Genomic DNA, 26,884 nt, shown 5'->3' on the forward strand with positions numbered 1-26,884 from the left:
TCATGAGTTTGAGAAATATTCTAGATAAGATGGAGCCGCACTTTCATAAGGGCGGCAAGTACGAAAACTGGTACGCGCTGTATGAAGCGGCTGATACCATTTTCTACACTCCGGGCCATGTGACTAAAACAGCAGCACACGTACGCGACGCAGTTGATCTGAAGCGTATGATGATTCTGGTGTGGATGTGTACCTTTCCGGCTATTTTCTTCGGTATGTGGAATGTGGGCTTGCAGGCTAATACTGCAATGGCTCAGATGGGCATTACTGAACCATCCACCTGGCAGGGCGCTATTGCTGGTGCATTAACCAGTTTTAACCCTGATAGTTTGTGGGACAACATTATTCATGGTGCTGCGTACTGGCTACCAATCTACATCGTAACCTTCGTTGTAGGTGGTTTCTGGGAAGTGCTGTTCGCCATGAAACGTGGCCATGAAGTTAACGAAGGCTTCTTCGTAACCTCCATTCTGTTCGCGCTGATTCTACCGCCATCTATCCCTTTGTGGCAGGTGGCACTGGGTATCAGTTTTGGCGTGGTTATCGGTAAAGAGGTTTTTGGTGGTACAGGTAAAAACTTCCTTAACCCGGCTCTGACTGGCCGTGCATTCCTGTTCTTTGCGTATCCTGCGCAGATGTCAGGTGATGCAATCTGGACAGCGGTTGATGGCTTCTCCGGTGCAACGCCTCTGAGTCTTGCAGCTGCAGGTGGTGTAGACGCTATCCTGGCGCAGAACATCACTTGGTTTGATGCCTTTATCGGTAACATTCAGGGTTCTGTGGGTGAAGTATCAACATTGGCAATTGCTGCTGGTGGCCTGGTGCTACTGATTGCCAAGGTGGCTGCATGGCGAATTGTCGCTGGTGTCTTCCTCGGCATGGTTGCGACCTCGACACTGTTTAATATGATTGGCTCCGATACCAACCCTATGTTTGACCTGCCGTTCTACTGGCATCTGGTATTGGGTGGTTTTGCCTTTGGTATGTTCTTCATGGCAACAGATCCTGTATCTGCATCCATGACGAATAAAGGTAAGTTGTACTTCGGTGCGCTGATCGGTGTGATGGTGGTTCTGATTCGTGTGGTTAACCCAGCATTCCCTGAGGGTATGATGCTGGCGATCCTGTTCGCGAACCTGTTCGCACCACTGATTGATAACTTTGTCGTTCAGGCAAACATTAAACGGAGGAAGGCGCGCGATGTCAGCTAATAATGACACTATCGGTAAGACGATTACCGTTACTGTTCTGCTTTGTGTTGTCTGTTCGGTAATCGTATCTGCGGCTGCAGTTCTGCTGAAGCCAAAACAGATTGCTAACAAAGATCAGGACCGTAAAAGTAATATCCTTGCGGCTGCGGGTATCAATGACCCAAGCAAATCAGTAGATGAACTGTTCGCTCAGATCACGACTAAGTACGTTGATCTGGAAACCGGCAAATTCACTACTGATGTTCCAGCTAAATATGACGCTAAGAAAGCAGCTAAAGACCCACAGTTGGGTAAGGCGCTGTCAAAAGATGCAGATATTGCTTCTATCAAGTATCAGGCAAAAGTAATGCCGGTATACATGATAGAGAACAATGGCCAGATCGAAAAACTGATCCTGCCAGTTCATGGCTATGGTCTGTGGTCTACGCTGTATGGCTTTCTGGCGCTTGAGGGCGACCTGAACACCGTTGTTGGTTTTGGTTTCTATTCACATGCTGAGACTCCGGGTCTGGGTGGTGAGGTTGATAACCCTAACTGGAAAGCGCTGTGGCCAGGTAAAGAGGTATATCCTCAGGGCTCTATGGAGCCAGCTCTGGGACTGATCAAAGGCACTGTTGACTCTTCGAACCCTAAAGCTAAGCATCAGATTGATGGTTTGGCGGGTGCGACGTTAACGGCTAATGGTGTAACCAACCTCGTTCATTTCTGGATGGGGTCCAATGGTTATGCACCATTCCTGTCCAATCTGAAAGCGGGAGGGGCGTAAGCGATGTCACAAGCTAAAGAAGTACTGAGTAATCCAGTATTTAAGAACAACCCGATCGGTCTTCAGATCCTGGGTGTATGTTCTGCGCTGGCGGTTACATCAAATCTGAATACGGCGATGGTTATGACCATGGCGGTAATCGCGGTAACTGCTTTCTCTAACCTGTTTGTATCGATCATTCGAAACCACATTCCGGGTAACGTACGTATCATCTGTCAGATGACTATCATTGCGTCACTGGTAATCGTGGTGGACCAGATCCTGAAAGCGTTTGCATACGATGTATCTAAGCAGCTTTCTGTATTCGTTGGTCTGATCATTACCAACTGTATCGTAATGGGTCGTGCTGAAGCCTTCGCCATGAAGAATCCTCCGGGAATCTCTTTCATGGACGGTATCGGTAACGGTCTGGGTTACGGTGTGGTCCTGATCTTCGTTGGTTTCCTGCGTGAGCTGTTTGGCGCGGGTAAACTGTTCGGTTATGAAGTCCTGCCTCTGATTAATGATGGCGGTTGGTATATGGGTAACGGCCTTATGCTGTTGCCACCAAGCGCATTCTTCATTATCGGCATGTTCATCTGGCTGGTGCGTACCTTCCACAAGGATCAGGTAGAAGCGCCAGACTTTGAGCTGGCTAAGAACACTAAGAAGGAGGCTGTGTAATGGAAGCGTATATCAGCCTTGCCGTTAAGGCGATTTTCGTTGAAAACATGGCGCTGGCATTCTTCCTGGGCATGTGTACTTTCCTGGCTATTTCCAAGAAGGTTCAGACATCCCTGGGTTTGGGTATTGCCGTAGTCGTAGTACTGGCAATCACGACGCCAGTTAATAATCTGATCTATAACCTGCTGCTGCGTGAAGGCGCACTGGCGTGGGCTGGCTATCCTGAAGTGGATCTCAGCTTTCTGGGTTATATCTCTTACATCGGTGTAATCGCGGCGATGGTGCAGATCCTGGAGATGTTCCTGGATAAATATGTACCGGCGCTATATAACTCTCTGGGCGTGTTCCTACCATTGATCACAGTAAACTGTGCAATCATGGGGGCGGCACTGTTCATGGTTGAGCGTGATTATAACTTTGGTGAATCCGTAGTTTACGGAGTGAGTGCAGGTATCGGTTGGGCGCTGGCGATTACAGCCCTGGCAGGTATCCGTGAAAAACTAAAATACAGCGACGTGCCGGAAGGATTGCGTGGCCTGGGTATCACCTTCATTACTGTTGGTCTGATGTCCCTGGGCTTCATGTCTTTCTCTGGCGTATCGCTTTAATGCCAACATGGTCAACGAAGGAAGGATTAGCCAATGAATGCTGAAATCGTTCTCGGCGTTGTCATGTTTACCGCTGTCGTACTTGTACTTGTAGCGGTAATTCTGGCAGCCCGTTCAAAGCTGGTTAGCTCCGGCAATGTAACAATTAGTATTAACAACGACCCTGAGAAATCAGTGACCGTTCCTGCAGGTGGTAAGCTACTTCAGACTCTTGCTGATCAGGGAATCTTCATCCCTTCAGCTTGTGGTGGTGGTGGTACCTGTGCGCAGTGTGCTTGTGAAGTTCATAGTGGTGGTGGCTCTATGTTGCCAACCGAGGAATCTCACTTCACTATGCGTCAAGCAAAAGAAGGCTGGCGTCTATCTTGTCAGGTTGCTGTTAAGCAGGACATGGAGATTGAGCTGGAAGAGGAGATCTTTGGTGTTAAGAAGTGGGAGTGTACTGTTGAATCTAACCCGAACGTGGCTACGTTCATCAAAGAGCTGACTTTGCGTCTGCCTGAAGGTGAAAACGTAGATTTCCGTGCAGGTGGTTATGTTCAGTTAGAATGTCCACCTCATGTCGTTAACTATAAAGACTTCGAAATCCAGGAAGAGTATCGCGGTGATTGGGATCAGTTCAATATGTGGAAATATGTTTCTACTGTTACTGAGCCGACCATCCGTGCATATTCCATGGCGAACTATCCGGAAGAGCGGGGTGTTGTGAAGTTTAATATTCGTATTGCTTCTCCGCCTCCAGGGACTGATTTTCCGCCAGGAATCATGTCTTCGTACGTGTTTAACCTGAAAGAAGGTGACAAGATCACTGTTTATGGGCCATTTGGTGAGTTCTTCGCGACAGACACCGATAATGAAATGGTCTTTATCGGTGGTGGTGCTGGTATGGCACCAATGCGTTCTCATATCTTCGATCAGCTCAAGCGTTTGAATTCAACACGTAAGATCTCGTTCTGGTATGGTGCACGTTCTATGCGTGAGTCGTTCTATAACGAAGAATACGACATGCTTGCAGCTGAGAATGAAAATTTTGACTGGCACCTAGCTTTGTCAGATCCGCAGCCGGAAGATAACTGGGATGGACTGACCGGCTTCATTCACAATGTATTGTATGAAAATTATCTAAAGGACCATGAAGCGCCTGAAGATTGTGAATACTATATGTGTGGACCGCCAATGATGAACTCGGCTGTTATCCAGATGCTTCTGGACCTGGGTGTTGAGCGTGAGAATATCTTCCTCGACGACTTTGGTGGCTGATAGCTGATGTTTGTCTATATCAGACAAAAACCCAAATGGCCGGCAGCGTTGCTGTCGGCCATTTTGTTTTTATGTATTACCCTTCTTCAGGGTTGCGGCGAGAAAGAACCGCAACTGCATACCCATAGCGGTATGACCATGGGAACTACCTTTACCGTCAAATGGTTTTCCCGTGATTCCAATCATGCAGCAGTAAGTACACGTATCAATAGGTTGCTGGCTGATGTTAATCAGTCAATGTCTACCTATATTCCTGATTCAGAGCTGTCACGTTTTAATCGACTACCCGCAAACCAGAAAGCGGAAGTATCGCCAGCGCTTTCCTTTGTCGTAGGTCTTGGTCTTAATATCAGTGAGCGCACGTCCGGTGCCTTTGATATAACGGTTGGTCCTTTGGTCAACCTCTGGGGGTTTGGGCCAGATGGTCGTGTAGTAAAAGCACCGTCAGAGCAGGAGATTGAGGCTGTGCGTCACAGGATTGGTTATCAATCTATCCAACTAAATAATAACCTGCTATCAAAAAACGTGAATAGCTATGTGGATCTGTCAGCTATCGCAAAAGGGTATGGGGTGGACGTGATTGCTGAGTTTCTTGAAAAGAGTGGTATTGATAGTTACCTGGTGGAGATTGGTGGTGAACTCAGGGCTAAAGGTTTAAAGCCTGATGGGCAGAATTGGCGCATCGCTATAGAGTCTCCTGTTAGTGGTCCTGGCCGGGAGATCCAAAAGATTATAGCGGTTAAAGATGTGGGTATTGCTACATCAGGTGATTATCGAAACTACTTTGAAGAGAATGGTGTGCGTTTTTCGCATACAATAGACCCTAATACGGCGCGGCCGATAACACATCGATTGGCGTCGGTCACTGTTCTGGCAGAAACCTGCGCAGAGGCTGATGCACTGGCGACCGCAATGATGGTTATGGGCGCTGATAAAGCAAGAGTATTTGCTGAGACTGAAGCAATTGAGGCATTATTTCTTGTTAAGAGTGACAAGGGTTTTGAAGAATTTATGACGTCAGGTTTCAAGCAATACCTGGTGAACTGAGGATATATCATGGCTACGATGTTTTTTGCATTTATTTTCTTGCTGATTGTTGTTGTGGCAATGTCAGTTGGTGTCATTATGGGTAGGAAGCCAATCTCTGGTTCCTGCGGCGGTCTCGCTAACGTTGGTATTGAAGGTAAATGTAGTATCTGCGGGGATGATCCCCAAAAATGCGATGAAGAGCAGGAGCGCCAGCATGCTGAGAAAAATAAAACTCAGCTTGCATACGAAGTAAAAAAGACCAAATAGCATAACCTGTTTGAGCTCACATAAGAGTTCTAACTCCTTAAGTCTAAAGAATAATTGAGCGTTTTTTGCAACTGCGTAAGCTGGAGTAAGCGCGAATAATAATATGATAATGTATAGGGGAAAGTGATGGCGGTATATGACTATGATGTCATTGTGATCGGTTCTGGTCCAGCTGGTGAAGGTGCGGCGATGAATGCAGCCAAAAAAGGCCGCAAAGTAGCCGTAATTGAAGAGCAGGAGTCAGTGGGTGGTAACTGTACCCACAAAGGGACAATCCCTTCTAAAGCGTTACGTCATTCTGTAAAGCAGATTATCGAATTCAACACCAATCCGATGTTTAGGGATATTGGTGAGCCCCGCTGGTTTTCTTTTCCTAAGGTTCTTAAGCGTGCTGAAAAGGTAATCTCTAGTCAGGTGGTGTTGCGTACCAATTTTTACGCCCGCAACCGTATTGATGTCTTCTTTGGTTCTGCTGAATTTGAAGATAAAAATACAGTTCTGGTTAAAGGGACTGTTACAGGCGACGAAACTCTGAAAGCTAAGAATATCGTCATCGCTACAGGTTCGCGTCCCTATACTCCAGCTGATATAGATTTTACTCACCCGCGTATCTATAACTCCGATACCATCCTAAAACTGAGCCATACACCACGTACACTGATTATCTACGGTGCGGGTGTCATTGGTTCTGAATATGCGTCTATTTTCAGTGGCCTAGGTGTAAAGGTTGATCTTATTGATAATCAGAGCCGCTTGCTTTCATTCTTGGATGCAGAGATCTCTGATGCGCTCAGTTATCACTTGCGGAACAACGCTGTGAAGATTCGTCATAATGAGACATATGAAAGTGTTGTTGCAGATGATCGTGGTGTCATTATGACAACCCAATCTGGCAAGAAAGTTCGGGCTGATGCATTTCTATGGTGTAACGGAAGAACCGGTAATACGGATACACTTAAGTTGGAAAATATTGACCTAGAGGCGAATGGTCGAGGTCAGCTTGAGGTTGATGAACATTACCGTACCTCCTGTGATGGGATCTATGCGGCAGGAGATGTTGTGGGTTGGCCAAGCTTAGCGTCCGCTGCCCTTGATCAGGGTCGTGCAGCGGCAGCGGATATGCTCTCTGCAGAGGATTTCCGTTATATCAATGAAGTGCCTACAGGTATCTACACGATTCCGGAGATCAGCTCAGTCGGTAAAACTGAAGAGGAGCTAACGCAAGAATGTGTTCCTTATGAAGTGGGTCAGGCTTTCTTTAAGGATACTGCACGTGCTCAGATATATGGGCAGCCGGTAGGTATGTTAAAGCTCCTATTTCATCGTGAAACGTTGGAGATTCTTGGGATTCACTGCTTCGGTGAGCACGCATCTGAGATTGTGCATATCGGTCAGGCGATTATGGCTCAAGAGGGTGAGGCAAATACATTGAAGTACTTCATCAATACCACCTTCAACTATCCTACAATGGCTGAAGCATATCGTGTTGCCGCTATTGCTGGGTTAAATCGTATCGCAAACCTCTAGTATAAATTTATATAAAGTGTGCAGGTGCACGCTTTATATTGAGGTTTACTTGGGACACAAAAAAACCGGCTAGTGCCGGTTTTTTTTGTGTACTTCGCTTATTAAGCGGTAACAGCGGCTAAAGCAGCATTTAATGTTGCACTAGGGCGCATTACTTTCTTAACAGTTTCACGCTTAGCGTGGTAGTAACCATCAAGCTCAGCAGGTTTACCCTGGCACTCGGCAAGTTCAGCAACGATTGTTGCTTCATTTGCTGTCAGTGTTTCTGCAAGCTGTTTAAATTCAGCTGCTAGTGCTGCATCTTCTGTCTGAGATGCAACTGCCTGAGCCCAGTACATACCTAGGTAGAAGTGAGAACCACGGTTGTCAAGTTCACCTGTCTTACGTGAAGGTGATTTATTGTTCTCTAGAAGCTTGCCAGTTGCGGCATCCAGTGTCTTAGCCAGAATTGCGGCGCGTTGATTGCCTTTAAAGCCAACATCTTCTAGAGATACGGCAAGAGCAAGGAATTCACCAAGTGAATCCCAGCGAAGGTGATTTTCCTCTTCAACCTGCTGTACGTGCTTAGGTGCAGAACCGCCAGCACCAGTCTCATACATACCGCCACCTTTCAGCATTGGTACGATTGAAAGCATTTTTGCAGAGGTTCCCAGTTCCATAATTGGGAACAGGTCGGTCAGGTAGTCACGTAAAACGTTACCAGTTACGGAAATTGTATCCTGGCCGCGGAGTTGGCGCTCCATCGATAGACGAATAGCTTCAACGTAAGACATGATGCGAATATCTAGACCTTCAGTATCGTGCTCCTTCAGATACTCTTCTACTTTCTTCTTAAGTTCCATGTCGTGGGCACGCTCAGGATCAAGCCAGAAAATAGCAGGTGTATCAGAGTTACGCGAACGTGTAACAGCCAGTTTAACCCAGTCACGAATTGGCTCGTCTTTGGTCTGGCATGCACGCCAGATGTCGCCTTTCTCAACATCGTGCTGCATCAGAACATTACCTGATCCGTCAACGACACGCATAACACCAGGCTGGCATTCGTAAGTTTTGTCGTGTGAACCATACTCTTCTGCTTTCTTCGCCATCAGGCCAACGTTTGGTACTGTGCCCATTGTGGTTGGGTCAAATGCACCGTTGGTTTTACAGAAGTTGATCATCTCCTGGTAGATGCGAGCATATGTAGATTCTGGCATAACTGCTTTGGTATCATCAGTATGGCCATTGGAATCCCACATCTTACCGCCATTACGAATCATCGCAGGCATAGAGGCGTCAACGATAACGTCGGATGGTACGTGAAGGTTTGTAATGCCTTTGGATGAATCAACCATCGCCAGCTTAGGACGATGTGAATAGCATGCGTGAATATCGTCTTCAATCTCTTCACGCTTTGAGCGAGGAAGGGTAGCGATTTTATCGTAGACGCTACCAATACCATTATTTGGATTAACACCCAGTTCTGCAAACAGCTCGCCATGCTTATCGAACAGTTCTTTGTAGAAAACTGTAACTGCATGACCAAATACGATTGGGTGTGAAACCTTCATCATTGTTGCTTTTACGTGCAGAGACCACATAACGCCGGTGTCTTTCGCATCCTGCAGAGATTCTTCGAAGAAGTCACGTAGAGCAGTACAGCTCATGCGCATTGTGTCGAGTACTTCACCTTTCTCTAGGCTGAGTTCTTTCTTAACTTCAACGTTGCCCTGAGGGTCTACGTATTCAATACGAACGTCTCCAGCTTCACCCATAGTGATCGCTTGTTCACTGGAGTGGAAATCGCCATCGCGCATATAGTCTGCGTGGGTCTTTGAAGCTTTGCACCAAGTACCCATAGAGTGTGGGAATTTACGTGCGAAGGCTTTAACAGCACCTGGAGCACGGCGGTCAGAGTTACCTTCACGCAGTACCGGGTTTACCGCGGAGCCAAGAATTTTAGAGTAGCGGGACTGAATGTCTTTCAGTTCGTCAGTAGAAGCATCTTCTGGGTAGTCAGGTATGCTATAGCCTTGAGTCTGAAGCTCTGCAATACAGGCTTTAAGCTGAGGAATGGATGCACTGATGTTAGGTAATTTGATGATGTTTGCATTTGGGTCCTGAGTTAGGTTTCCAAGAAACTTCAGGCCATCTTCAACGCGTTGATCATCTGAGAGGCTTTCTGGGAAAGCTGACAGAACACGTCCTGCTAGAGAGATGTCAGAAATTTTAACATCGATTCCTGCTTGAGACGTGAATGCACGAACGATTGGCAAAAACGAACATGTAGCCAAGGAAGGTGCTTCGTCAGTTAGGGTCCAGTAAATCGTTTGATTAGTTGTAGTCATTGTATTCCCCAAAAGTTTTATGGCAGTGCAGCCAAGGGTTCAGATAAAGGTAACTTGTGATCACCTTTCTCCACTATCTCTAAACCCGGTGGTTGTAATTTAGTGCCAGAATTATACTGAAATTAGTGGGTTAGTCATACGTCTGGCCTATGTACTTATGGCTAATGTTGTTGTGTTTTTACAACTTTCAGAGGTTATGTTTCATGCTGCAGTGCAGCATAAAGTCAATATCAAAGACTTTGTTGTAGTTTGATTACATCTTGTGGGTCGTAATTACGATTTTGTACAGAGGAACTTGCGCGGCGAACTGTAATTTACCTGAAGGGAGTGTGAGGTTAGACTATCTATAAGCAGGAGGTAGATGATGACTGATCAAAATTATAGGCCGGTTCCTCCAGGCGATTGTGAATGTTGTGAGAATGGTTGTACACCTTGCGTATGGGATACCTACATTGAAGCATTAAACGAGTGGAATGCTAAGCAAGCTGAGAAAGCTAGGAAGGAAAAAGAAAAGGTAGAAATTCAGGAGTAGAGTTGTGTCTAAAATTATAGATTTACAAACATCTCGTGATAAAGCACGACATAGGCGCAAGGAAGAGAAGTTTAAGTCGCTTCAGGGGCGGTTTGAAAGGGCCTTACCGATCGACAAGGAAGATCCGAAGGATAAATTACTGAATATTTTTAAAAAGAAGAAATAAAAAAGGGGGCCTGAGGCCCCTTTTTTATTTGGAAGTGCTTAGTTTTCTTCCTGGCGCTTTCGAACCTCGCGAGGATCATTTGGTGCACGGCGAGTGCGGCGCTTTCTGGCAGGTGGTTTTGGAGTGTCTTCTACAGGTTTCGATTCAGCTTCCTCTATTTTTTGCTCAGTTGCCGGCTGATGCTCGCTAACGGGGGAGGCTGCATTGTTCGGTGCTGTAGCCACGTTCTCCTGATCTGACAGAGTTGCGTCACTTTTAACCGTTTCAGGGTTCGAATCATCTTTGTTAATGGCCTGATTCTTTTGTTCAGGGATATTAACTTCTGCTGAGCTATTCTCTGCTTTGGTGCTCGTACCAGTGGTATCTGGTTTATCGCCCGCTGCTTCCACTTCCTCTATTTTCTCAGAGACAGATTCTGCAGGAGTTTCCTCTTTTTGCTGTTCCGCCACAGGTAAGTCAGCTTGTTTCTGATCGGCTTCGTTAAAAGAGCTTGCAGGTGTAGTTTTTTCACTCGCATTCTGCTTGTTATCTAAAGCCGGTTCAGTTGCTTTGATCTCTTTATCAGAATTGGATTCAGTTTTTGGTGTTTCCGATACTGCTGCAGATTGACGATTATTGCTACTTACTTTGGCAGCGTTATCTGACGTTTCAGCTGAATCTGTTTTAGCCGTATTCGGCATCTTTTTTGGTTTTTCAGCTACTTCTGTTGAGCTCGTACTGATCTCTGTTGATACATCTCCGCTTCTGGTAGCAGAGCGTTCGCTGGTGCGACGACGACGGCCTCGGCGGCGAGGGTTTCTTGGGGTATCTTCCTGTTCAGTTGACGCTGTGGTTTCAGGATCACGAGTTTCTTTGGACCTATTTTCATTGAGGTCCTGGTCACCTTTGCGTTTTCTCCGGCGACGTTTCGGTTTCTCTTCACTGCTAGCTGAGAAGGGTTGGTCTGGCTCAGGCTTTACAGTGATAATCTCGTCATTCTGTTTATTGTTGCGCTGTTTGCGATCATTGTCACGGCGGCGACGTTTTCTGCCAGAATCGTTGCGATCGTTACGTTCATTTTTCTTGCGACGTTTAGGGCGTTTTTCTTCCTCTTTATCCTGTTTTTCGGATTCCTGAGGAGTCTTTTCTTGTGAACTTCCGCCGAAAATTCCCTTGAACATCCCTAAAACGCGGCTTCCAAGTGTTTCACTACTCTTAGTTACTTCAGGTGATGCAGTGGGTTCTTTGGAAGTTTCTTGCTGAGCATTAGCTTCCGGAGCTGGTGTTGCAGGAACGACACTGCGAACTGCTGCTTGCTCACGCTGTACAGTTGCTTGTGCAGTTGAACTCTCTGTTGGGTCCTGCTCTTCGGGTTCTGGCTGAAGAGTGTAGCTCGCGTCGTTAGTGGTGGCGACAGTATGATCGTCACGCAGGCGAACAACCTCGTAATGAGGTGTCTCCATATTTGGATTTGGAACGATGACCACGCGTACATTCTGACGAAGCTCAATATCGTGAACGGGGTGGCGCTTTTCGTTCAGAAGGTATGTTGCCACGGTAACCGGCAGAATGGCTCTAATTTGGGCGGTACGATCTTTTCCAGATTCTTCCTCGATTAGACGAAGAATAGAGAGCGCTAGTGATTCCGTATCACGGATGGTGCCTTGACCATTACAGCGAGGGCAGACAACGCCGCGGGATTCTGCCAGTGATGGGCGGAGGCGTTGGCGTGACATCTCAAGAAGCCCGAAGCGTGATATACGTCCCATCTGTACGCGAGCACGATCAAGTTTAAGCGCATCACGCAGTCGGTTTTCAACCTCGCGCTGGTTTTTAATCGGTGTCATATCGATGAAATCAATGACAACCAAACCGCCAATGTCTCGCAGGCGCAGTTGGCGAGCAATTTCATCGGCTGCTTCAAGATTGGTGTGTAGCGCGGTCTCTTCAATATCACCGCCGCGAGTAGCTCTTGCAGAGTTGATATCGATAGAAACAAGGGCTTCAGTAGGGTCGATAACAATTGAACCGCCCGAAGGAAGTGTCACTTCGCGCTGGAAAGCTGTTTCGATCTGAGTCTCAATTTGGAAACGGTTGAACAGAGGAGTCTGTTCACTGTAATGCTTAATCTTGTTTTCGTAAGTAGGCATAACCTGCTTGACGAAGTTCTTTGCATCGTTGAAGACTTGCTCATCATCGATCAGAACTTCACCTATATCAGAGCGTAGGTAGTCCCGAACTGCACGGATAACGACGTTACTCTCTTGATAGATAAGGAATGGAGCAGGTTTTTCTTCGGATGCCTGTTTAATAGCGTCCCAAAGAGTCTGCAGGTATTCAAAATCCCACTGTAGTTCTTCGCTGCTGCGACCAACGCCTGCAGTACGAACGATGATACCCATCTGTTTCGGGATATTAACTCCAGAGAGGGCTTCTTTAAGCTGTGTACGCTCTTCGCCTTCAATCCGTCTTGATATGCCGCCTGCACGAGGGTTATTGGGCATAAGCACAAGGTATCTGCCTGCGAGGCTGATAAAGGTAGTTAATGCAGCACCCTTATTGCCACGTTCCTCTTTATCAACTTGAACAATGACTTCAGTGCCCTCTTTAAGCACCTCTTTGATGTTGGGACGTGAGCCACGGGTAGGCGGTTGTGTGAAGTATTCGCGCGAAATCTCTTTGAGGGGAAGAAAACCATGTCTCTCAGAGCCGTAATCAACAAAAGCCGCTTCAAGACTGGGCTCGATTCGTGTGATCTTGCCTTTATAGATATTGGCTTTCTTTTGTTCTCTGGAGTCAGATTCGATATCCAGATCATATAGTCGCTGGCCATCTACCAGCGCAACACGCAGCTCTTCAGGTTGAGTTGCGTTAATTAACATTCTTTTCATAGTGTTCTCTTATGGAACGCTTTTCACGCAGCTGGGAGAGACCATTAAAGGTCTGACCAGTCTTTTGGACTCGAACATTCAGATAGGTCACATCTACCGCAATGAACCGTAGATGGTGGCAACGGTTAGGATTACGTTGATTTAGTCACGTAATAATAATAACCATTTAAATCTGATGGTTAGAACATTAATGCGCAATCGGCACATTAATCGTCCGCGGTAGAGGAAACAGGGCCTGTATTTTTCTTCTAGCTAATTGTGGCTACCGTGTTTAGCGGTAGGTTCCTGGCTGCTGTGCATCTCTACCTCCAACCGGAATCATCCGGCTGGGTGAAAAACTAAATTTATATTCTGCTTTTATTGCTGCTTGATCTACAGGTTTGTTATCTCTGAGAGAATTCAGGCTGTATTACGGCACTCATAAAAAAAGATAAAGCCAACAGCACGCAGCAGCGCTAGAATATAGCAGCATTCATGAAGTGCATCAATTCGCTAACCGGTTTTCACATCAAATATGTCATCACAGCAAAGTTCTCCTTCCACGAAGGTTCGTTTCGTTGAAATTACTGAAGATAATGAAGGGCAACGGATAGATAACTATCTGATAACTGCTTTGAAGGGTGCGCCCAAAAGTCTCGTATACCGAATTCTTCGAAAGGGAGAGGTACGAGTCAATAAGAAGCGGGTTAAGCCGGAATATCGATTATCTATAAATGATCTAGTACGAATTCCCCCAGTTAGGCTTGCAGATAAGAAGGAGCTGCCAAAAGTCAGTATCAGTTTGATTGATAAGTTGGAATCGGCAATTTTGTATGAAGATGATGACTTGATTGTTGTAAATAAGCCTTCTGGTTTGGCCGTTCATGGAGGTAGTGGTATCAGTCTGGGTTTAATTGAGAGCTTTAGACAGATGCGCCCTCAGCTTAAATTCCTGGAGTTGGTGCATAGACTCGATCGGGACACTTCAGGTTGTATTCTGATTGCTAAGAAGCGAAGTGCGCTTAAGCTTATGCATGAGTCACTGAAAAAAAGCACCATCACTAAAATATACCATGCACTTGTAATCGGCTCGTGGTCGGACCGTAAGAAACGCATTGACGCGCCGTTAAGAAAAAACGAACTCAAATCTGGTGAGAGGATCGTAAAGGTTGCTGCTGATGGTAAGGCGTCATTGACTGAATATAAGGTGCTGCAACGATTTGGTCGTGAAGCAACTCTGGTTGAGGCTCGACCAATTACAGGTAGGACCCATCAAATACGTGTTCATTGTCAGTTTGCAGGTCATCCAATCGTAGGGGATGAAAAATATAATACTGATGAATCAAATAACACGATGAAAGAACTAGGCTTTAATCGCTTGTTTTTACATGCTGCAGAGCTGAGATTTCCGCTTCCATCAGGCGGTCGAAAAGTGGTTGTTGCGCCTTTATGCTCAACATTACAATCGTCTCTTAACCGACTGAAAAACAAAAGAAAATAGATTCTCGGGAACCTTATGGATTTAAAAGATATTACATTTTCAACAGCAGACAGGCTATTAAAATCAGGTATACAGCCTACACCTCTTTTGGTATCAGAAACGATCCAATGCGAGACTGCTGATGTCGAGCCGTTTATGAGTGAATGGTGGTCGCAAGTGCCTCAGAGGCTGCTTGCTTCTGGTTCCCTGTCTATTCCTCAGATTCCTGAAGTGTTACATGAAGCGTTTACGAATATTTGGGAGCAGGCAGTACATGAGGCTCAATCTAAAGTCGTGATCGAGCATGAGCCACGTGTTGATTATGAGTATGCCAGCATCGAAGCAGATCAGTCTCTGAAAGAGGTGCGTGCTCGTCAACTTGAACTGGAAGAAAAGTTACGTAACCAGGTTGTTGATAATGAAGAAGTCAGATTACAGGTTAAGGGTTATGAAGCTGAAATCGATGTTCTTAAAACTAACCTGGCAGCTGAAACTTCTCAGCGAAAGCAAGAGGAGCAGAGTCGGTTGAACGTAGAGCAGGAGCTTAATCATCTCCGTAAAACTTTCGACGATAGTAAGAAAACCTTCGATCAGCGAATTAAAGAAGAGCAGCGGCATACTCTGGAAGCTGTAAGTAAGGCTGAAGCGGATATTCGCTATTATCGAGGATCTCTCGAGAAGCTGAGAGATGAGGTGGGTAAAAAAGAATCAGCTCTAACAAAAAACATACATGATCTTCAGTCTGAGTCTGCGAGAAAAGAGGTGAAGAATGACACCTATCGAACCCAGATCAAAAGCTTAGAGGATGAGCTTAAGAAGGTTAAAGCGGGCAACAGTAGTCAAAATAGAGATCTCTCAAAAATTAATACCTCTTTACTGTCTGAAGTAAACAAAAATAAAAGGCTAGAAGATAAGGTCAAAGATCTAGAAGAAGAGCTGCTGAAAGCGAGAAAGAAGCAGGCAACCATCATTTCGGAACAATCACGGCGTGAAGCAGGGATTCGACAGCAATATAAGGATAAAGAGGAAGAGCTGGTTAGGGCATTATCAAAAATCGCCGTGATTGAGAAGAAGGTGATTACACAGGATGAAGAGATCCGCAGACTAAACAATCGGTTATAAGCAGAGTGTCTTCTTAGATGAAAAATTATGGAATTTATTCTAAGCTGTTATAATAATCTTACGTTTAATTACCGGAATTCACTATGCGTTCTATCCAATCATGTTTAGGGGGTCTTGAATGAAATTGCAGCAGCTGCGCTATATCTGGGAAGTGGCAAGGCATGATCTTAATGTTTCTGCTACAGCTCAGAGCCTTTATACCTCGCAGCCTGGCATCAGTAAACAGATCCGTTTGTTGGAGGATGAACTCGGAGTTGAGGTTTTTGCGCGTAGCGGAAAGCATCTTACGCGTGTGACTCCAGCAGGGCAGGCGATTTTATCTGTTGCTGGTGAAATTCTTCAAAAAGTTGAAAGTATCAAGCAGGTCGCTCAGGAGTTTAGTGATGAGCGAAAAGGGAGTCTTGATGTTGCTACGACACACACTCAGGCACGATATGCGTTGCCGCCGACAATTACTGGCTTTATGAAAGAGTATCCTGATGTCTCTCTTCATATGCATCAGGGTACGCCTATGCAGATCTCTGAAATGGCTGCTGATGGAACTGTGGACTTTGCGATAGCAACCGAAGCAATGGCGCATTTCAGTGACCTGATTATGATGCCTTGTTATCGTTGGAATCGTTCCGTTGTCGTCCCTAAAGATCATCCTCTTACGCAGGTATCTAAATTAACCCTTGAAGATCTGGCTGAGCAGCCGATCGTCACCTATGTGTTCGGGTTTACAGGGAGGTCAAAACTTGATGAAGCGTTTGTCAATGAAGGGCTTGAGCCTAAAGTGGTTTTCACTGCTGTTGATTCAGATGTTATCAAGACCTATGTCAGGCTGGGGTTGGGTGTAGGTATTATTGCCACCATGGCTTTCGATGAGAATCAGGATAGCGACCTCGTTGCACTGGATGCTAGTCATCTCTTTGAGTCGAGTACGACAAAGATTGGATTCAGGAAAGGAACATTTTTACGCGGGTATATGTATGACTTTATACAGCGGTTTGCTCCGCATCTAACACCTGATGTGGTTAGACAGGTTCAAGAGTGCAGTAATCGTAATGAGATTGATGAGTTGTTTGCAGGGCAGCACCTACCGAATTTGTAATTCATAAACGCACAGTCCTACAGAAAACCTCGTATATACGGGGCTTTTTTAATGGGTTGGTCAACGTTTATGCGTGTGTCCAGGCGCTGAGGCTGGCTATGTGAAGAGATCGATACAAGCGTTGTATGATCATCTGATTGTGGTTGTATGCCTGCACCAACAGTATTAGGAATCACTATTGGTGATATTCGTAATGGATGTTTGTGCTTATAGCTTACTGTCTAAAAGACTTGAGAATCATTGTTAATTGGCGTCAGAATTTTAGCGTATATGCAATCTGCAAGCTTATACTTTCTGTTAAATTTATTGGTGTGATCAATATTTGGGCTATCTTTAATAGATTGATATTGAATAAGAAAAAAACTGTATGTTTAGTAATCTGATGTGAACAACTTGTTGTTGCAGGTCATGATTTTAGGGGTAAATAAAACGATATATTTGTAATCTGTTGAATGAAGGGATATAACACAAACACCTGTTTAGATTTTATCGTTTACCAGAACAGAGCAGGAGCAAAGTGTGAGTTCACCAATATGGGATGTATTGGCTGACTGGGAATTGAATGCTGACTTTGATAGTGCCAATACTGGCCGCATACAAGCTGCATTTGATGCCCAGCACCCTAGGTATCTGATCTATAAGGGTCAGCAAGGCCGAAGAATTCTCTATCATTTTACAAGGATGGTTGCTGCAGAGCCTGATGCGCTCAGACTACATACCAAACGTATTTATCTCTCTATTGCCTGTTACGATAGTGCGGCGCTGGAGGGAGCATTTGCAGACTTTCTTTTAGTATTGGGTGATAAAGGCCCTAAACTACGACAGAGACTTTTTGATCAGGCAAAATCTGTAATGACGCCTGAAGTTAGGGGCGTTATTGAGCAGGCCATCGAAACAGAAGATTTAAGTCTTTTATCCGCACTATCAACGGAACATTCCGTTTTGATTAATGGGCGTTTTCAACCAGCCAGTCTTCACGGATGAATTGATAGGTATCCAAATTAATGAGCGTCAACAAAAGCAATCAGATGGACAATATTAGGAAAGTAGCACTTTTGGGCTTTACCGGTCCGAATCAGGCAATGCTTGAATACTGTTTTTCATCTGTAGTTGATTGTGAGCTGGTCTCTGCACCGATTTCAGAAGTTTTGATTGTTAATGGCGATCAGCCTGTCAAGGATGATGAGCTTCAACAGGAACTTGAATCTAAATATCCAAACCATAGTAAGGTGATGATCAGTATCCGTGATCTGTCATGGGGTGATCGCTATGTGTTGGTAAAAAAGCCTCACACATCTCAAGAATTACTTGATGCAGTTCGTAGTTGTCCGATTGTAAATATCGCTGTTGATAATGCAGTATCAGACGGTTCTGAACGTATGGTAACGCCCGGTGATGTTGATTTTATCCGTGGTAGTGCATATTCACGTCAGCGTCAGGGTGAAGCGCTCAAGCAAAAGCTTGAAAAAGGTAATTTAGTTGTCAATGCGGCTGACCGCTTAGTAAATCAGGCAGAATCTGATGCTAAGCAGAAGCAGGAAGAGATTGAAGATCAGAAGCGTAAGAAGAAAGAAGCGTTAGAAAAGAAAAAAGCCGAAAAGATTAAAGCGCTGAAGCTCAAGAAAATTGAAGAGAAAAAGAAGCAGTTAAAAGAACAGAAGAAACGCCTGGCAGAAGAAAAAGCCAGGAAACTAGAACTGCAGTTAAAACAGCAGCGTGATCGAAAGCTTCAATCCGCAGGTAACGAAATTCAATCGCAGGGTAGTGGAGCTGCCCCACAAGAAGACGTTACGCTGGCAGGTTCCAAGATATTATCGCCGATGGAAATACAGCAGTGTTGCGGGAACGCATCCGATGTTGATCTGACTAAAGCTGAAGAACGTCGCTCAATATTCTTCCATCCTGAAGGCTCTTTGCTGGTCAACCTGACCGAAGCTATGGATATGGCGGCTAAGTTGGAGCAGGTTGTCGAAGTGACTGGATTGCCAGGAAAACTATTCGTTTTACCTGATACCAGTACGGTTTATCACACATTCGATGATGATTTTTTAAATCAGTTGGCTATGACTCGTTTTGCTATTGGTGAATTGAGCATTGAGCCTCGAACTGATATTGAAATAGATAAAGCGCAATTTAACAGTGAGCGGACAGAATCCTTGATTTGGAAAGTCGCTCTTTGGACAGCAAGGGGCCGCCTCTTTATCGGGATTGATCCCGACAAATCGGTGAAGCTCGCTAAGCCACCACAATTAGAACTGATGCTGCCAATTCCATATCTTCAGGAGTTGGTAGATGTGTGGTCAGGGCATAGCCTCTCAGCTGTGGATGTGGCGAGAATATTGGATGCACCTCAACGTGTAGTGTTTGCTTTCATGTCAGGTGCGTTTTCGCTTGGATGGTTTCAGGAATGAAACGGTGGTAATACGGAAGGTTTCGGAGTTTATTTGTGACAAGTGCTACTATCCAGAATCAGTTTATTAAAATATGCCCCGCTGGAGCATTTTACGCCACGGTTGGATCTGAGCCTGATGATGCTCGAGCCCTGTTGCTTCAATTGCTCAGCTCAGACATGTCGCTGCCTTATAGCAGTGAGTTAGTCATGGAGCTAACCGATCTTGAAGAGAGTGACGCAGCAGAGCTTTTCAATAAGCTTTTAGACAAGAACTTTGTTCAGCTGAGTCCAACACCGGCTAGAACTATAAATGAATCGATTGAGCAGGTGCTTCCTGAACTACTATCAGGTCTATCCAGTAGTGGTAAAGTTGCACTGGCAGATCATCATGGATTTTGTTTGGGTTCGACTGGATATGAAGCGGATCATGCTGAGGCGCTCTCTGCTCTTGCAGCCGATTTGAGTTCTCTTCATGAGAGACATAGCTTGCTACTAAATCGTGATCTAGAATTTATGGGTGAATCCTGGGGGATGTTAGATCCTGTTGGTCTTAGCCAAGTTGGATTCTGGGTGATTCACCTTGGGCATCAGCGGTTTGTTCTTGTAATAGATCAGATGCCTCGCCTCAATCAAAATAATTATGTGGAATTATTAAGCGTTTTGGCTAGACGTTATCTGGATTATTGATCTTTATCAATGCTGAAAAAACAGATGTCTGTACTTTTAACGCCTTACAATAAAGGAGTATGTATATGCGCTCAGAAATGTTGACCTCTATCCTGAGTGACTTGAACGGAACTTCAGCAGAGATTGAAGCTTCCGCTGTCATTTCAACAGATGGTCTGATGATCGCAGCTCTTCTACCAGCAGGTCTGGATGAAGATAGAGTGGGGGCCATGAGTGCAGCTATGCTTTCTCTGGGTGAACGAACATCAAATGAGTTGGCTCGAGGGGATCTAGAACAGGTATTGGTCAAAGGTGACTCAGGTTATATCCTGATGACCCACGCAAATGAAGAGTCTGTTCTTACTGTAGTTGCTAAACCAAATGCTCGTCTGGGTTTGATTTTCCTGGATGTTAAACGTGCTGCTGAGGCGATAGGTAAAATCTTATAACCCGCAACACTGGTAGTATTAGGATCGAAAATGTCAGAACAGGGTAGTGCTGATGTTCGAGAGGTTGTCATTGAGTATTTTGATGGAACTTCCCGAACAGCAACGATTATTGATCGGGAAGTTCCTTATCCCGAAGGAAAGCTGATTGTTTCGCGTACAGATACAAAAGGCTTTATCACGCATGCTAATCAAGCTTTTGTTGATATGTCAGGTTATTCTCAGGAAGAGCTGATTGGCAAAAATCACTATATTTTAAGACACCCCGATATGCCGGCCGTTGCATTTGCAGGTCTCTGGGAAACCATTGAGGCCGGAAATAAATGGCACGGTTATGTCAAGAACCTTCGTAAGGATGGGGCGTATTATTGGGTCAAAGCAACAGTAATACCAAACATCCGAAACGGACAAGTCGTTGGATATACCTCAGTTCGTCGAAAGCCCTCACGCAGCAAAATTGCTGAAAGTGAAGCGCTTTATGCAACTCTGAAGTAGGGGTAAATAAATTGACGCTAAATCTTACAGTCAGTCCTGACTTTGCTCCGGACCATATATCAGGTTGGTTTATTTTTAATACTTGGTTGCAGCGACAGCTTGAAACTAGAGTTCATCTGGAACTGTATGATTGTTTTGATAAACAGAGAGCTGATATAAAAGCGGGTAAATATGATCTGGTCTATGCTAACCCGTTTGATGCATCGATGTTGGTTCGTGAACTTGGTTTTAAGGCGCTTGTCAGGCCGCTTTCCAAACCAGATGAGACGATCATTGCAACACATGCTGAATCCTCCCTCACGTGTGTAGAAGATCTCGCTGAAGGGGCGCAGCTGGTTGCAACGGATGATCCTGATGTTAACCGCATTGGAATGATCATGCTGGAGCCAGCTGATCTTGATTCAGCAAATACCAAACTAAATACTGTTGATTCATATGTCATCGTTGCAAAGCATCTGCTGAATAATCAGGCTGATGCCGGTTTCTTCCTTAAAGATGCCTATGATGAGCTCTCTGCACTGATTAGAAAGCAGATGAAAGTGCTCGTAAGCAGTGAAATTAGTGTGGTTCATCATGCGCTGTTAGTGGGCCCTGAAATGCAGCAGTTTATTCCCCAGCTTCAAGATAAGTTGATCGGAATGGCTGAGGATGAAAAGGGTAAAAGTGTTCTTGAAAGTATGAATTTATTAGGTTGGGAGATCATGACTGAAGAGGAAACTGAATTCATGATCGATCTGATAGATACGTTAATTGACTAAATGTTGATGATAAAAAAGCGGCTTAAGCCGCTTTTTTTGTATCACCTGTAAACTACCTATCTGATTTGGCCTTTGCAAATGCTTTTGCCAAAGCGCCTGGAGCAGGCGACGTATTTTTTTTCAGCCCCGCTTTGCTGTTGCTTGTATCCTTTCGTTTAGCTTGGTCAGTATTCAAGCCTGTACGCATAGAAAGGGCGATTCGACGGCGCTGAAGATCAATTTCGGTAACCCTGACGTTAACAATTTGACCCGCAGTAACAACTTGATGTGGATCCTTCACAAATTTGTCAGCGAGTTGGGATATATGCACTAAACCATCTTGATGCACACCTATATCTATAAAGGCTCCAAAATTTGTAACATTTGTTACCGTGCCTTCAAGCTGCATACCCTCTTCAAGATCGTCAATTGTCTTTATTTCGGAACGTAAGCGAGCAACTTTAAACTCTGGGCGAGGATCACGCCCGGGCTTTTCCAGTTCGCTCAGAATATCTCGTACGGTATAGATCCCGAAACGTAGAGTGGTGAACTCCTCTGGCTTAACGGCGCGTAAAAAGGAGGTGTCACCGATGATCTGCTCCACTGGAAGGCTGCTGTGTTTTGCAATAGATTCTGCCAGTGAGTAGCTTTCTGGATGCACTCCAGATCCATCCAGTGGATTTGAACTGTTATTAATCCTTAAAAAAGCGGCAGACTGTTCAAACGCCTTTTTACCCAGACGGGGCACCTCTTTCAATTGGTTACGGTCTTTAAAGCGGCCATGCTCGTTGCGAAACTGGATAATATTGGATGCATGGGTCCGGTTGAGCCCGGAAATTCGGCAGAGGAGTGCCTCTGAGGCGCTATTCAGATCAACGCCAACTGCATTCACGCAGTCTTCTATAACGGCTTCAAGGCTGTCGCTCAGATTCTTCTGGTTCACATCATGTTGGTACTGGCCGACACCGATTGCTTTTGGCTCGATTTTAACGAGTTCAGCCATGGGATCCTGTAAACGTCTTGCAATTGATACAGCGCCACGCAGTGATACATCAAGATCTGGAAACTCTTGGACTGCTAGTGGAGAGGCAGAATAGACTGATGCACCGGCTTCACTAACAATCAGTTTCTGAGCTTTTATCTCCGTATGTTTGTTTAATAGTTCAGAGATAAGCTTATCGGTTTCACGGGAAGCTGTTCCATTGCCTATGGCAATAAGTTCTACCTGATGCTGACAGCAGATCTGACGTAGCGTTTGCAGTGATTGATCCCACTGGTTTTTGGGTTGATGTGGGTAGATGGTTGTGTGATGCAACAGTTTTCCAGTCGGATCTACGACGACAGCCTTAACTCCTGTTCTGATCCCCGGGTCCAGACCCAATGTTATTTTCGAGCCGGCTGGTGGTGAAAGAAGCAAGGCTTTAAGATTTTTCCCAAACACCTTAATGGCTTCGGTTTCCGCCATCTCTCTCTGTTTCGCCATAAGTTCTTTAAAGAGCTTTGGCTTTAACTTCTTAATCCAGCTTTGATGAACTGTATTTTTGATCCATTCTCCAACCTTTCCAACAGAAGGTAGGTTATGAGGGCGAAGAATAATGGATTCTAATGAGTTCTCGTTGTCGATCGATAATTCAAGTTTGATAACACCCTCTTCAAGCCCGCGAAAAATAGCAAGCATTCGATGAGATGGAATTGTTTTTATTGTTTCGGTGTAGTCAAAATAATCACGGAATTTATGGCCATTTTGTTCCTTTCCTTTCACTACAGATGTTTGGAATGAGGCCTCATTCCACAATCTATCCCTTAATACTGTAACGGTATCAATCTGCTCACTGAGCTTTTCGACGAGAATCGCTTGAGCACCATTGAGGCAGTCATCTCCGGATTGGTAGCCCTTTTCAGGATTGAGATAGTCACGTGCAATTTCAGAAGGAAGTGAATGAGGGTTTTCCAGGAGTGTGCTTAATAGCTCAGTAAGACCGGCATCACGCGCTTTCTGAGCATTGGTGATGCGTTTTGTCTTATATGGCTGATAAATATCTTCAAGTAGGGTTTTGTTATCAGCCTTGATGATCGAGTTTTCAAGTTGAATTGTCAGTTTGCCCTGCTGCTTCAGGCTTTTTAATACTGTCTGTTTACGTGATTCCAGTTCGCGCAGATATACAAGGCGTTCCTGAATGCGTCTGAGTTGTTGGTCATCAAGAGCACCTGTAGCCTCCTTTCTATAACGGGCTACGAATGGAACTGTTGAACCTGAATCAAACAGTTCAATCGCTGCTTTAACCTGTGTGGGTTTTACATGTAGCTCATCGGCTATCAGTTGGTTTATCTGCATTTCCACTTCAAGCCTTGTTTAGTGTTTGTAGAATCCACTGTTTTAATTGTGGTTCTGAAAGGGCTCCGGTAACACGTTCGATCTCTTTACCATTTTGGAACATGATAATTGTTGGGATACTGCGGATATTAAGTTGTTGCGAAATAACCGGAGAGGCTTCTGTGTCAACTTTGGCAAATAGAAGCATTTCAGACTCTGCGGCAGTTTTTTCAAAAATCGGTTTCATCATCTGGCAGGGGCCGCACCAACTTGCCCAGAAATCGACAATGACCGGCAGGTCATTACTGGCAATATATTTATCGAAATGGCTATCATTTAGCTCTGCAGGCGTGTGGGTATGAAGGTTAGATTTACATTTGCCGCATCTGCCATCTGTGTGTGATTTGTCGTCAGGAATACGGTTAGAGGTCATACAATTGGGGCAAACAATAATCATATTTAATCCATTGCTAGCTGAGTGTTAACGCAAATTTTAATAGGCTCTTCAGGAGGATGAGGGCTGTGATAGCTATTTTCAACGGCTTACCTGAATGTTGTCCGTGAATAAGGGGTAAGGGAGGGGGAGAAAGTAGAGCCTCACAAAAGGAGACTCTACTGTCAGCCAGGGGGAACGTTACTCAACACCCTGACTTTTCAGGTAATCATCGTAGCTGCCACGGAAATCAACTATACCTGTTGGTGTTAGTTCAATAATTCGTGTTGCTAGCGAGGAGACAAATTCCCGGTCATGACTGACAAACAGTAATGTTCCCGGGTAGCTTTCTAGTGCCATATTAAGGGATTCAATAGATTCCATATCCAGATGGTTTGTTGGTTCATCCATCAATAGAATATTAGGTTTCTGAAGAATCAGCTTTCCGAAGAGCATACGGCCCTGTTCACCGCCTGAGATAACACTGACAGATTTGTTAATCTCTTTTTGAGAGAAGAGCAGGCGACCAAGCGTTCCCCTGATAACCTGCTCATCATCACCGTCCTGGCCCCACTGTCCCATCCAGTCCAGCAGGCTTTTATCGTTTTCGAAATCTGCAGCGTGATCCTGAGCATAATATCCGATCTCTGAATTCTCTGACCACTTCAGCTCTCCCGATGTAGGCTTCAATTCACCAACAAGGCATTTCAGCAATGTGGTTTTACCGATACCGTTGGGGCCGATAATCGCAATGCGTTCACCGACCTCAACCATGAGGTTCAGATCAGTAAAAAGGGGCTCGTCAAACTGCTTGCTCAAGCCTTCCACTTCCAAAGCAAGTCGATGTAGTTTTGTTGCTTGTTCAAAGCGGATAAATGGATTCTGGCGGCTGGAGGGTTTAACCTCTTCAAGCTGGATTTTATCAATCTGTCGGGCACGCGATGTTGCTTGTTTTGACTTGGATGCATTTGCTGAGAATCGACTGACAAATGTTCTTAACTCCGCAATTTGAGCTTTCTTCTTGGCATTATCAGAAAGTAGACGTTCCCGCGCTTGTGTCGCTGCCGTCATGTACTCGTCATATGAGCCTGGATATAGTCGTAGTGAGCCATAATCCAGGTCGGCCATATGAGTACAGACACTATTGAGAAAATGACGGTCATGCGAAATGATGATCATTGTGCAGTTCCGCTCATTCAGGACGCCTTCAAGCCAGCGAATAGTGTTGATATCAAGGTTGTTGGTGGGTTCGTCAAGCAACATGATATCTGGTTCTGAAAACAGGACCTGAGCGAGTAATACACGGAGTTTCCAGCCCGGGGCAATTTCACTCATCGGGCCAAAATGTTGCTCAATCGGGATGCCAACTCCTAACAAAAGTTCTCCAGCACGTGATTCGGCAGTGTAGCCATCAAGTTCGGCAAACTCACCTTCAAGCTCTGCTGCTCTGATACCATCCGCCTCCGTCATGTCTGGGTTAGCATAGATAGAATCACGCTCAGATTTTATTGCCCAAAGCTCTTCATGACCCATAATGACAGTATCAATGACACTGAACTCTTCGTAGGCAAACTGATCCTGTTTCAGTTTACCTATACGTTCATTAGGGTCTTTAGAAACATTCCCTGCTGAGGGCTCAAGATCACCCCCAAGAATCTTCATGAAGGTTGATTTACCGCAGCCGTTGGCACCGATCAGGCCATAACGATTACCGTCGCCAAATTTAACTGATACGTTTTCGAAAAGAGGCTTAGCGCCAAACTGCATTGTAATATTAGCTGTGGTTAACAATTTAAGAGATCCGCGTTGATTGATGCGAGGTGGAATGAGATCAGCAGGGGTGCTGGTTAAGGGCGCACATTATGCCAATATAAGGTGATTGGTGAAACCCAGAGAGGCACTGCATTGGGTAGATGTGACAACTAAATTAGTTAAGTGATCTGGAATTCATCATGCTAAAGTATCAATCCGTTATCGAAATATTGATCGAGAAAAAGTATGTCAAAAGAAATGAATAGCGCAGAGGTTACACGTGGTCGGTTAACTACCAGAACGATGGCAATGCCTGCTGATACGAATCCGGCCGGAGATATTTTTGGTGGTTGGGTGCTTTCTCAGATGGATATTGCTGCGGGGATTTGCGCAGGGCAGCGCGCGCAGTGCCGTGTTGTTACGGTCTCGCTCGATGGAATGAGTTTTATCAGGCCGGTTAAAGTGGGTGACATACTGGGCGTATATACTGACATTCTCAAAGTAGGTCGCTCATCCATGGATATTAATGTTGAGTGCTGGGTCAGAAGAGGTAGGATTGGTCATCGAGAAAAAGTGACTGAAGCGGTGTTTAAATTTGTAGCGATCGATGAAGATGGAAATCCAACACCGGTTCCTAATCTTGAGGAGCTTCCTGCTTACGCGGTTGATGAGCATAAATCTTAAGTGTATGCCTTCGCTCAGCTATCGGGGTGTTAAGTTAGCTGAGCCATATTTGCTGGAAACATAAA

Annotated in this window: 25 protein-coding genes; 20 read left to right on the plus strand and 5 right to left on the minus strand. The window is 45.2% G+C overall.

Translation table 11 applies throughout. The annotated features are described in order from the left end of the window. The first annotated feature begins 2 nt into the window (after positions 1–2). The 8 genes from Q0882_RS04425 to sthA all read left to right on the plus strand — a co-directional run bounded on the left by Q0882_RS04425 (position 3) and on the right by sthA (position 7,331). Positions 3–1,211, plus strand: coding sequence for an NADH:ubiquinone reductase (Na(+)-transporting) subunit B (locus tag Q0882_RS04425; RefSeq protein ID WP_299178505.1), 1,209 nt, complete (start codon positions 3–5; stop codon positions 1,209–1,211). Beyond that, positions 1,201–1,977, plus strand: a complete 777-nt coding sequence (locus Q0882_RS04430; protein WP_299178507.1) for a Na(+)-translocating NADH-quinone reductase subunit C — start codon at positions 1,201–1,203, stop codon at positions 1,975–1,977. The genes Q0882_RS04425 and Q0882_RS04430 overlap by 11 nt, the downstream gene beginning before the upstream one ends. A gap of 3 nt (positions 1,978–1,980) precedes the next feature. Then, positions 1,981–2,640 (plus strand): NADH:ubiquinone reductase (Na(+)-transporting) subunit D, encoded by a 660-nt coding sequence (locus Q0882_RS04435; RefSeq protein ID WP_299178509.1) that lies wholly within the window; start codon positions 1,981–1,983, stop codon positions 2,638–2,640. Continuing rightward, positions 2,640–3,248, plus strand: a complete 609-nt coding sequence (nqrE, locus tag Q0882_RS04440; RefSeq protein ID WP_299178511.1) for an NADH:ubiquinone reductase (Na(+)-transporting) subunit E — start codon at positions 2,640–2,642, stop codon at positions 3,246–3,248. Before Q0882_RS04435 ends, nqrE begins: the two co-directional genes overlap by 1 nt. A 33-nt stretch (positions 3,249–3,281) precedes the next feature. After that, positions 3,282–4,508: an NADH:ubiquinone reductase (Na(+)-transporting) subunit F gene (gene nqrF / locus Q0882_RS04445; RefSeq protein WP_299178513.1), complete on the plus strand. Its 1,227-nt coding sequence runs from the start codon at positions 3,282–3,284 to the stop codon at positions 4,506–4,508. 6 nt (positions 4,509–4,514) lie between these two features. Next, positions 4,515–5,555 carry an FAD:protein FMN transferase gene (locus tag Q0882_RS04450; protein ID WP_299178515.1) on the plus strand — a complete coding sequence of 347 codons (1,041 nt, stop codon included), beginning with the start codon at positions 4,515–4,517 and terminating at the stop codon, positions 5,553–5,555. Between the two features lie 9 nt (positions 5,556–5,564). Further along, positions 5,565–5,804, plus strand: coding sequence for a (Na+)-NQR maturation NqrM (gene nqrM / locus Q0882_RS04455; RefSeq protein WP_299178517.1), 240 nt, complete (start codon positions 5,565–5,567; stop codon positions 5,802–5,804). A gap of 126 nt (positions 5,805–5,930) precedes the next feature. Continuing rightward, the gene (gene sthA / locus Q0882_RS04460) at positions 5,931–7,331 is read left to right on the plus strand and encodes a Si-specific NAD(P)(+) transhydrogenase (protein WP_299178519.1); all 1,401 of its coding nucleotides are present in this window, start codon (positions 5,931–5,933) and stop codon (positions 7,329–7,331) included. A gap of 101 nt (positions 7,332–7,432) precedes the next feature. Here sthA and Q0882_RS04465 read toward each other — a convergent pair whose 3' ends face one another. Then, complete coding sequence (locus Q0882_RS04465) at positions 7,433–9,658, minus strand: NADP-dependent isocitrate dehydrogenase (protein ID WP_299178521.1); 2,226 nt, start codon at positions 9,656–9,658, stop codon at positions 7,433–7,435. Between the two features lie 364 nt (positions 9,659–10,022). Here Q0882_RS04465 and Q0882_RS04470 point away from each other — a divergent pair, with 364 nt between their 5' ends. Together Q0882_RS04470 and Q0882_RS04475 are read left to right on the plus strand one after the other, a co-directional pair. Next, positions 10,023–10,190, plus strand: a complete 168-nt coding sequence (locus Q0882_RS04470; RefSeq protein WP_299179106.1) for an oxidoreductase-like domain-containing protein — start codon at positions 10,023–10,025, stop codon at positions 10,188–10,190. Positions 10,191–10,194: 4 nt separating this feature from the next. Beyond that, positions 10,195–10,356 (plus strand): hypothetical protein, encoded by a 162-nt coding sequence (locus tag Q0882_RS04475; protein WP_299178523.1) that lies wholly within the window; start codon positions 10,195–10,197, stop codon positions 10,354–10,356. Between the two features lie 38 nt (positions 10,357–10,394). On the opposite strand, the gene rne is transcribed toward Q0882_RS04475, so the two are convergent. Continuing rightward, positions 10,395–13,217, minus strand: coding sequence for a ribonuclease E (rne, locus tag Q0882_RS04480; protein ID WP_299179108.1), 2,823 nt, complete (start codon positions 13,215–13,217; stop codon positions 10,395–10,397). Positions 13,218–13,740: 523 nt separating this feature from the next. On the opposite strand from rne, the gene rluC reads away from it, so the two are divergent. The 9 genes from rluC (at position 13,741) to Q0882_RS04525 (ending at position 21,657) form a co-directional block, all read left to right on the plus strand. Beyond that, entirely contained in the window at positions 13,741–14,706 is a 966-nt protein-coding gene (rluC, locus tag Q0882_RS04485; RefSeq protein WP_299178525.1) for a 23S rRNA pseudouridine(955/2504/2580) synthase RluC, read from the plus strand. A 15-nt stretch (positions 14,707–14,721) separates the two neighbouring features. After that, on the plus strand, positions 14,722–15,807 hold the full coding sequence (locus Q0882_RS04490; RefSeq protein ID WP_299178526.1) for a DNA-binding protein: 1,086 nt from the start codon (positions 14,722–14,724) through the stop codon (positions 15,805–15,807). 118 nt (positions 15,808–15,925) lie between these two features. Next, positions 15,926–16,900, plus strand: coding sequence for an HTH-type transcriptional regulator CysB (cysB, locus tag Q0882_RS04495; protein WP_299178528.1), 975 nt, complete (start codon positions 15,926–15,928; stop codon positions 16,898–16,900). Between the two features lie 519 nt (positions 16,901–17,419). Further along, entirely contained in the window at positions 17,420–17,884 is a 465-nt protein-coding gene (locus Q0882_RS04500; protein WP_299178530.1) for a hypothetical protein, read from the plus strand. A 20-nt stretch (positions 17,885–17,904) separates the two neighbouring features. After that, a complete protein-coding gene (locus Q0882_RS04505) occupies positions 17,905–19,311 on the plus strand; it encodes a hypothetical protein (protein WP_299178532.1) in 1,407 nt (468 codons plus the stop codon). 35 nt (positions 19,312–19,346) lie between these two features. Beyond that, complete coding sequence (locus Q0882_RS04510) at positions 19,347–19,979, plus strand: hypothetical protein (protein ID WP_299178533.1); 633 nt, start codon at positions 19,347–19,349, stop codon at positions 19,977–19,979. Positions 19,980–20,044: 65 nt separating this feature from the next. Then, positions 20,045–20,407, plus strand: a complete 363-nt coding sequence (locus Q0882_RS04515) for a roadblock/LC7 domain-containing protein (RefSeq protein ID WP_299178535.1) — start codon at positions 20,045–20,047, stop codon at positions 20,405–20,407. A gap of 30 nt (positions 20,408–20,437) precedes the next feature. Further along, positions 20,438–20,899, plus strand: coding sequence for a PAS domain-containing protein (locus Q0882_RS04520; protein WP_299178536.1), 462 nt, complete (start codon positions 20,438–20,440; stop codon positions 20,897–20,899). Between the two features lie 11 nt (positions 20,900–20,910). Then, complete coding sequence (locus tag Q0882_RS04525) at positions 20,911–21,657, plus strand: PhnD/SsuA/transferrin family substrate-binding protein (RefSeq protein ID WP_299178538.1); 747 nt, start codon at positions 20,911–20,913, stop codon at positions 21,655–21,657. A gap of 52 nt (positions 21,658–21,709) precedes the next feature. Here the strand turns inward: Q0882_RS04525 and Q0882_RS04530 are convergent, their stop codons facing one another. From Q0882_RS04530 to Q0882_RS04540, 3 genes are all read right to left on the minus strand, one after another. Next, a complete protein-coding gene (locus Q0882_RS04530) occupies positions 21,710–23,971 on the minus strand; it encodes a Tex family protein (RefSeq protein WP_299178539.1) in 2,262 nt (753 codons plus the stop codon). A gap of 7 nt (positions 23,972–23,978) precedes the next feature. Continuing rightward, positions 23,979–24,407 carry a thioredoxin TrxC gene (gene trxC, locus Q0882_RS04535; RefSeq protein WP_299178540.1) on the minus strand — a complete coding sequence of 143 codons (429 nt, stop codon included), beginning with the start codon at positions 24,405–24,407 and terminating at the stop codon, positions 23,979–23,981. Between the two features lie 177 nt (positions 24,408–24,584). Then, complete coding sequence (locus Q0882_RS04540; protein WP_299178541.1) at positions 24,585–26,174, minus strand: ABC-F family ATPase; 1,590 nt, start codon at positions 26,172–26,174, stop codon at positions 24,585–24,587. Between the two features lie 207 nt (positions 26,175–26,381). On the opposite strand from Q0882_RS04540, the gene Q0882_RS04545 reads away from it, so the two are divergent. Further along, entirely contained in the window at positions 26,382–26,819 is a 438-nt protein-coding gene (locus Q0882_RS04545) for an acyl-CoA thioesterase (protein WP_299178542.1), read from the plus strand. Positions 26,820–26,884 lie beyond the last annotated feature (65 nt).

Source organism: uncultured Neptuniibacter sp. (assembly GCF_947498015.1).
Taxonomy (GTDB): domain Bacteria; phylum Pseudomonadota; class Gammaproteobacteria; order Pseudomonadales; family Balneatricaceae; genus Neptuniibacter.

Bases quoted from the DNA above. Each gene is read 5' to 3' on its own strand.
- Q0882_RS04425 (WP_299178505.1), top strand. From the start codon at position 3: ATGAGTTTGAGAAATATTCTAGATAAGATGGAGCCGCACTTTCATAAG.
- Q0882_RS04430 (WP_299178507.1), top strand. From the start codon at position 1,201: ATGTCAGCTAATAATGACACTATCGGTAAGACGATTACCGTTACTGTT.
- Q0882_RS04435 (WP_299178509.1), top strand. From the start codon at position 1,981: ATGTCACAAGCTAAAGAAGTACTGAGTAATCCAGTATTTAAGAACAAC.
- nqrE (WP_299178511.1), top strand. From the start codon at position 2,640: ATGGAAGCGTATATCAGCCTTGCCGTTAAGGCGATTTTCGTTGAAAAC.
- nqrF (WP_299178513.1), top strand. From the start codon at position 3,282: ATGAATGCTGAAATCGTTCTCGGCGTTGTCATGTTTACCGCTGTCGTA.
- Q0882_RS04450 (WP_299178515.1), top strand. From the start codon at position 4,515: ATGTTTGTCTATATCAGACAAAAACCCAAATGGCCGGCAGCGTTGCTG.
- nqrM (WP_299178517.1), top strand. From the start codon at position 5,565: ATGGCTACGATGTTTTTTGCATTTATTTTCTTGCTGATTGTTGTTGTG.
- sthA (WP_299178519.1), top strand. From the start codon at position 5,931: ATGGCGGTATATGACTATGATGTCATTGTGATCGGTTCTGGTCCAGCT.
- Q0882_RS04465 (WP_299178521.1), bottom strand. From the start codon at position 9,658: ATGACTACAACTAATCAAACGATTTACTGGACCCTAACTGACGAAGCA.
- Q0882_RS04470 (WP_299179106.1), top strand. From the start codon at position 10,023: ATGACTGATCAAAATTATAGGCCGGTTCCTCCAGGCGATTGTGAATGT.
- rne (WP_299179108.1), bottom strand. From the start codon at position 13,217: ATGTTAATTAACGCAACTCAACCTGAAGAGCTGCGTGTTGCGCTGGTA.
- rluC (WP_299178525.1), top strand. From the start codon at position 13,741: ATGTCATCACAGCAAAGTTCTCCTTCCACGAAGGTTCGTTTCGTTGAA.
- Q0882_RS04490 (WP_299178526.1), top strand. From the start codon at position 14,722: ATGGATTTAAAAGATATTACATTTTCAACAGCAGACAGGCTATTAAAA.
- cysB (WP_299178528.1), top strand. From the start codon at position 15,926: ATGAAATTGCAGCAGCTGCGCTATATCTGGGAAGTGGCAAGGCATGAT.
- Q0882_RS04505 (WP_299178532.1), top strand. From the start codon at position 17,905: ATGAGCGTCAACAAAAGCAATCAGATGGACAATATTAGGAAAGTAGCA.
- Q0882_RS04515 (WP_299178535.1), top strand. From the start codon at position 20,045: ATGCGCTCAGAAATGTTGACCTCTATCCTGAGTGACTTGAACGGAACT.
- Q0882_RS04520 (WP_299178536.1), top strand. From the start codon at position 20,438: ATGTCAGAACAGGGTAGTGCTGATGTTCGAGAGGTTGTCATTGAGTAT.
- Q0882_RS04530 (WP_299178539.1), bottom strand. From the start codon at position 23,971: ATGCAGATAAACCAACTGATAGCCGATGAGCTACATGTAAAACCCACA.
- trxC (WP_299178540.1), bottom strand. From the start codon at position 24,407: ATGATTATTGTTTGCCCCAATTGTATGACCTCTAACCGTATTCCTGAC.
- Q0882_RS04545 (WP_299178542.1), top strand. From the start codon at position 26,382: ATGTCAAAAGAAATGAATAGCGCAGAGGTTACACGTGGTCGGTTAACT.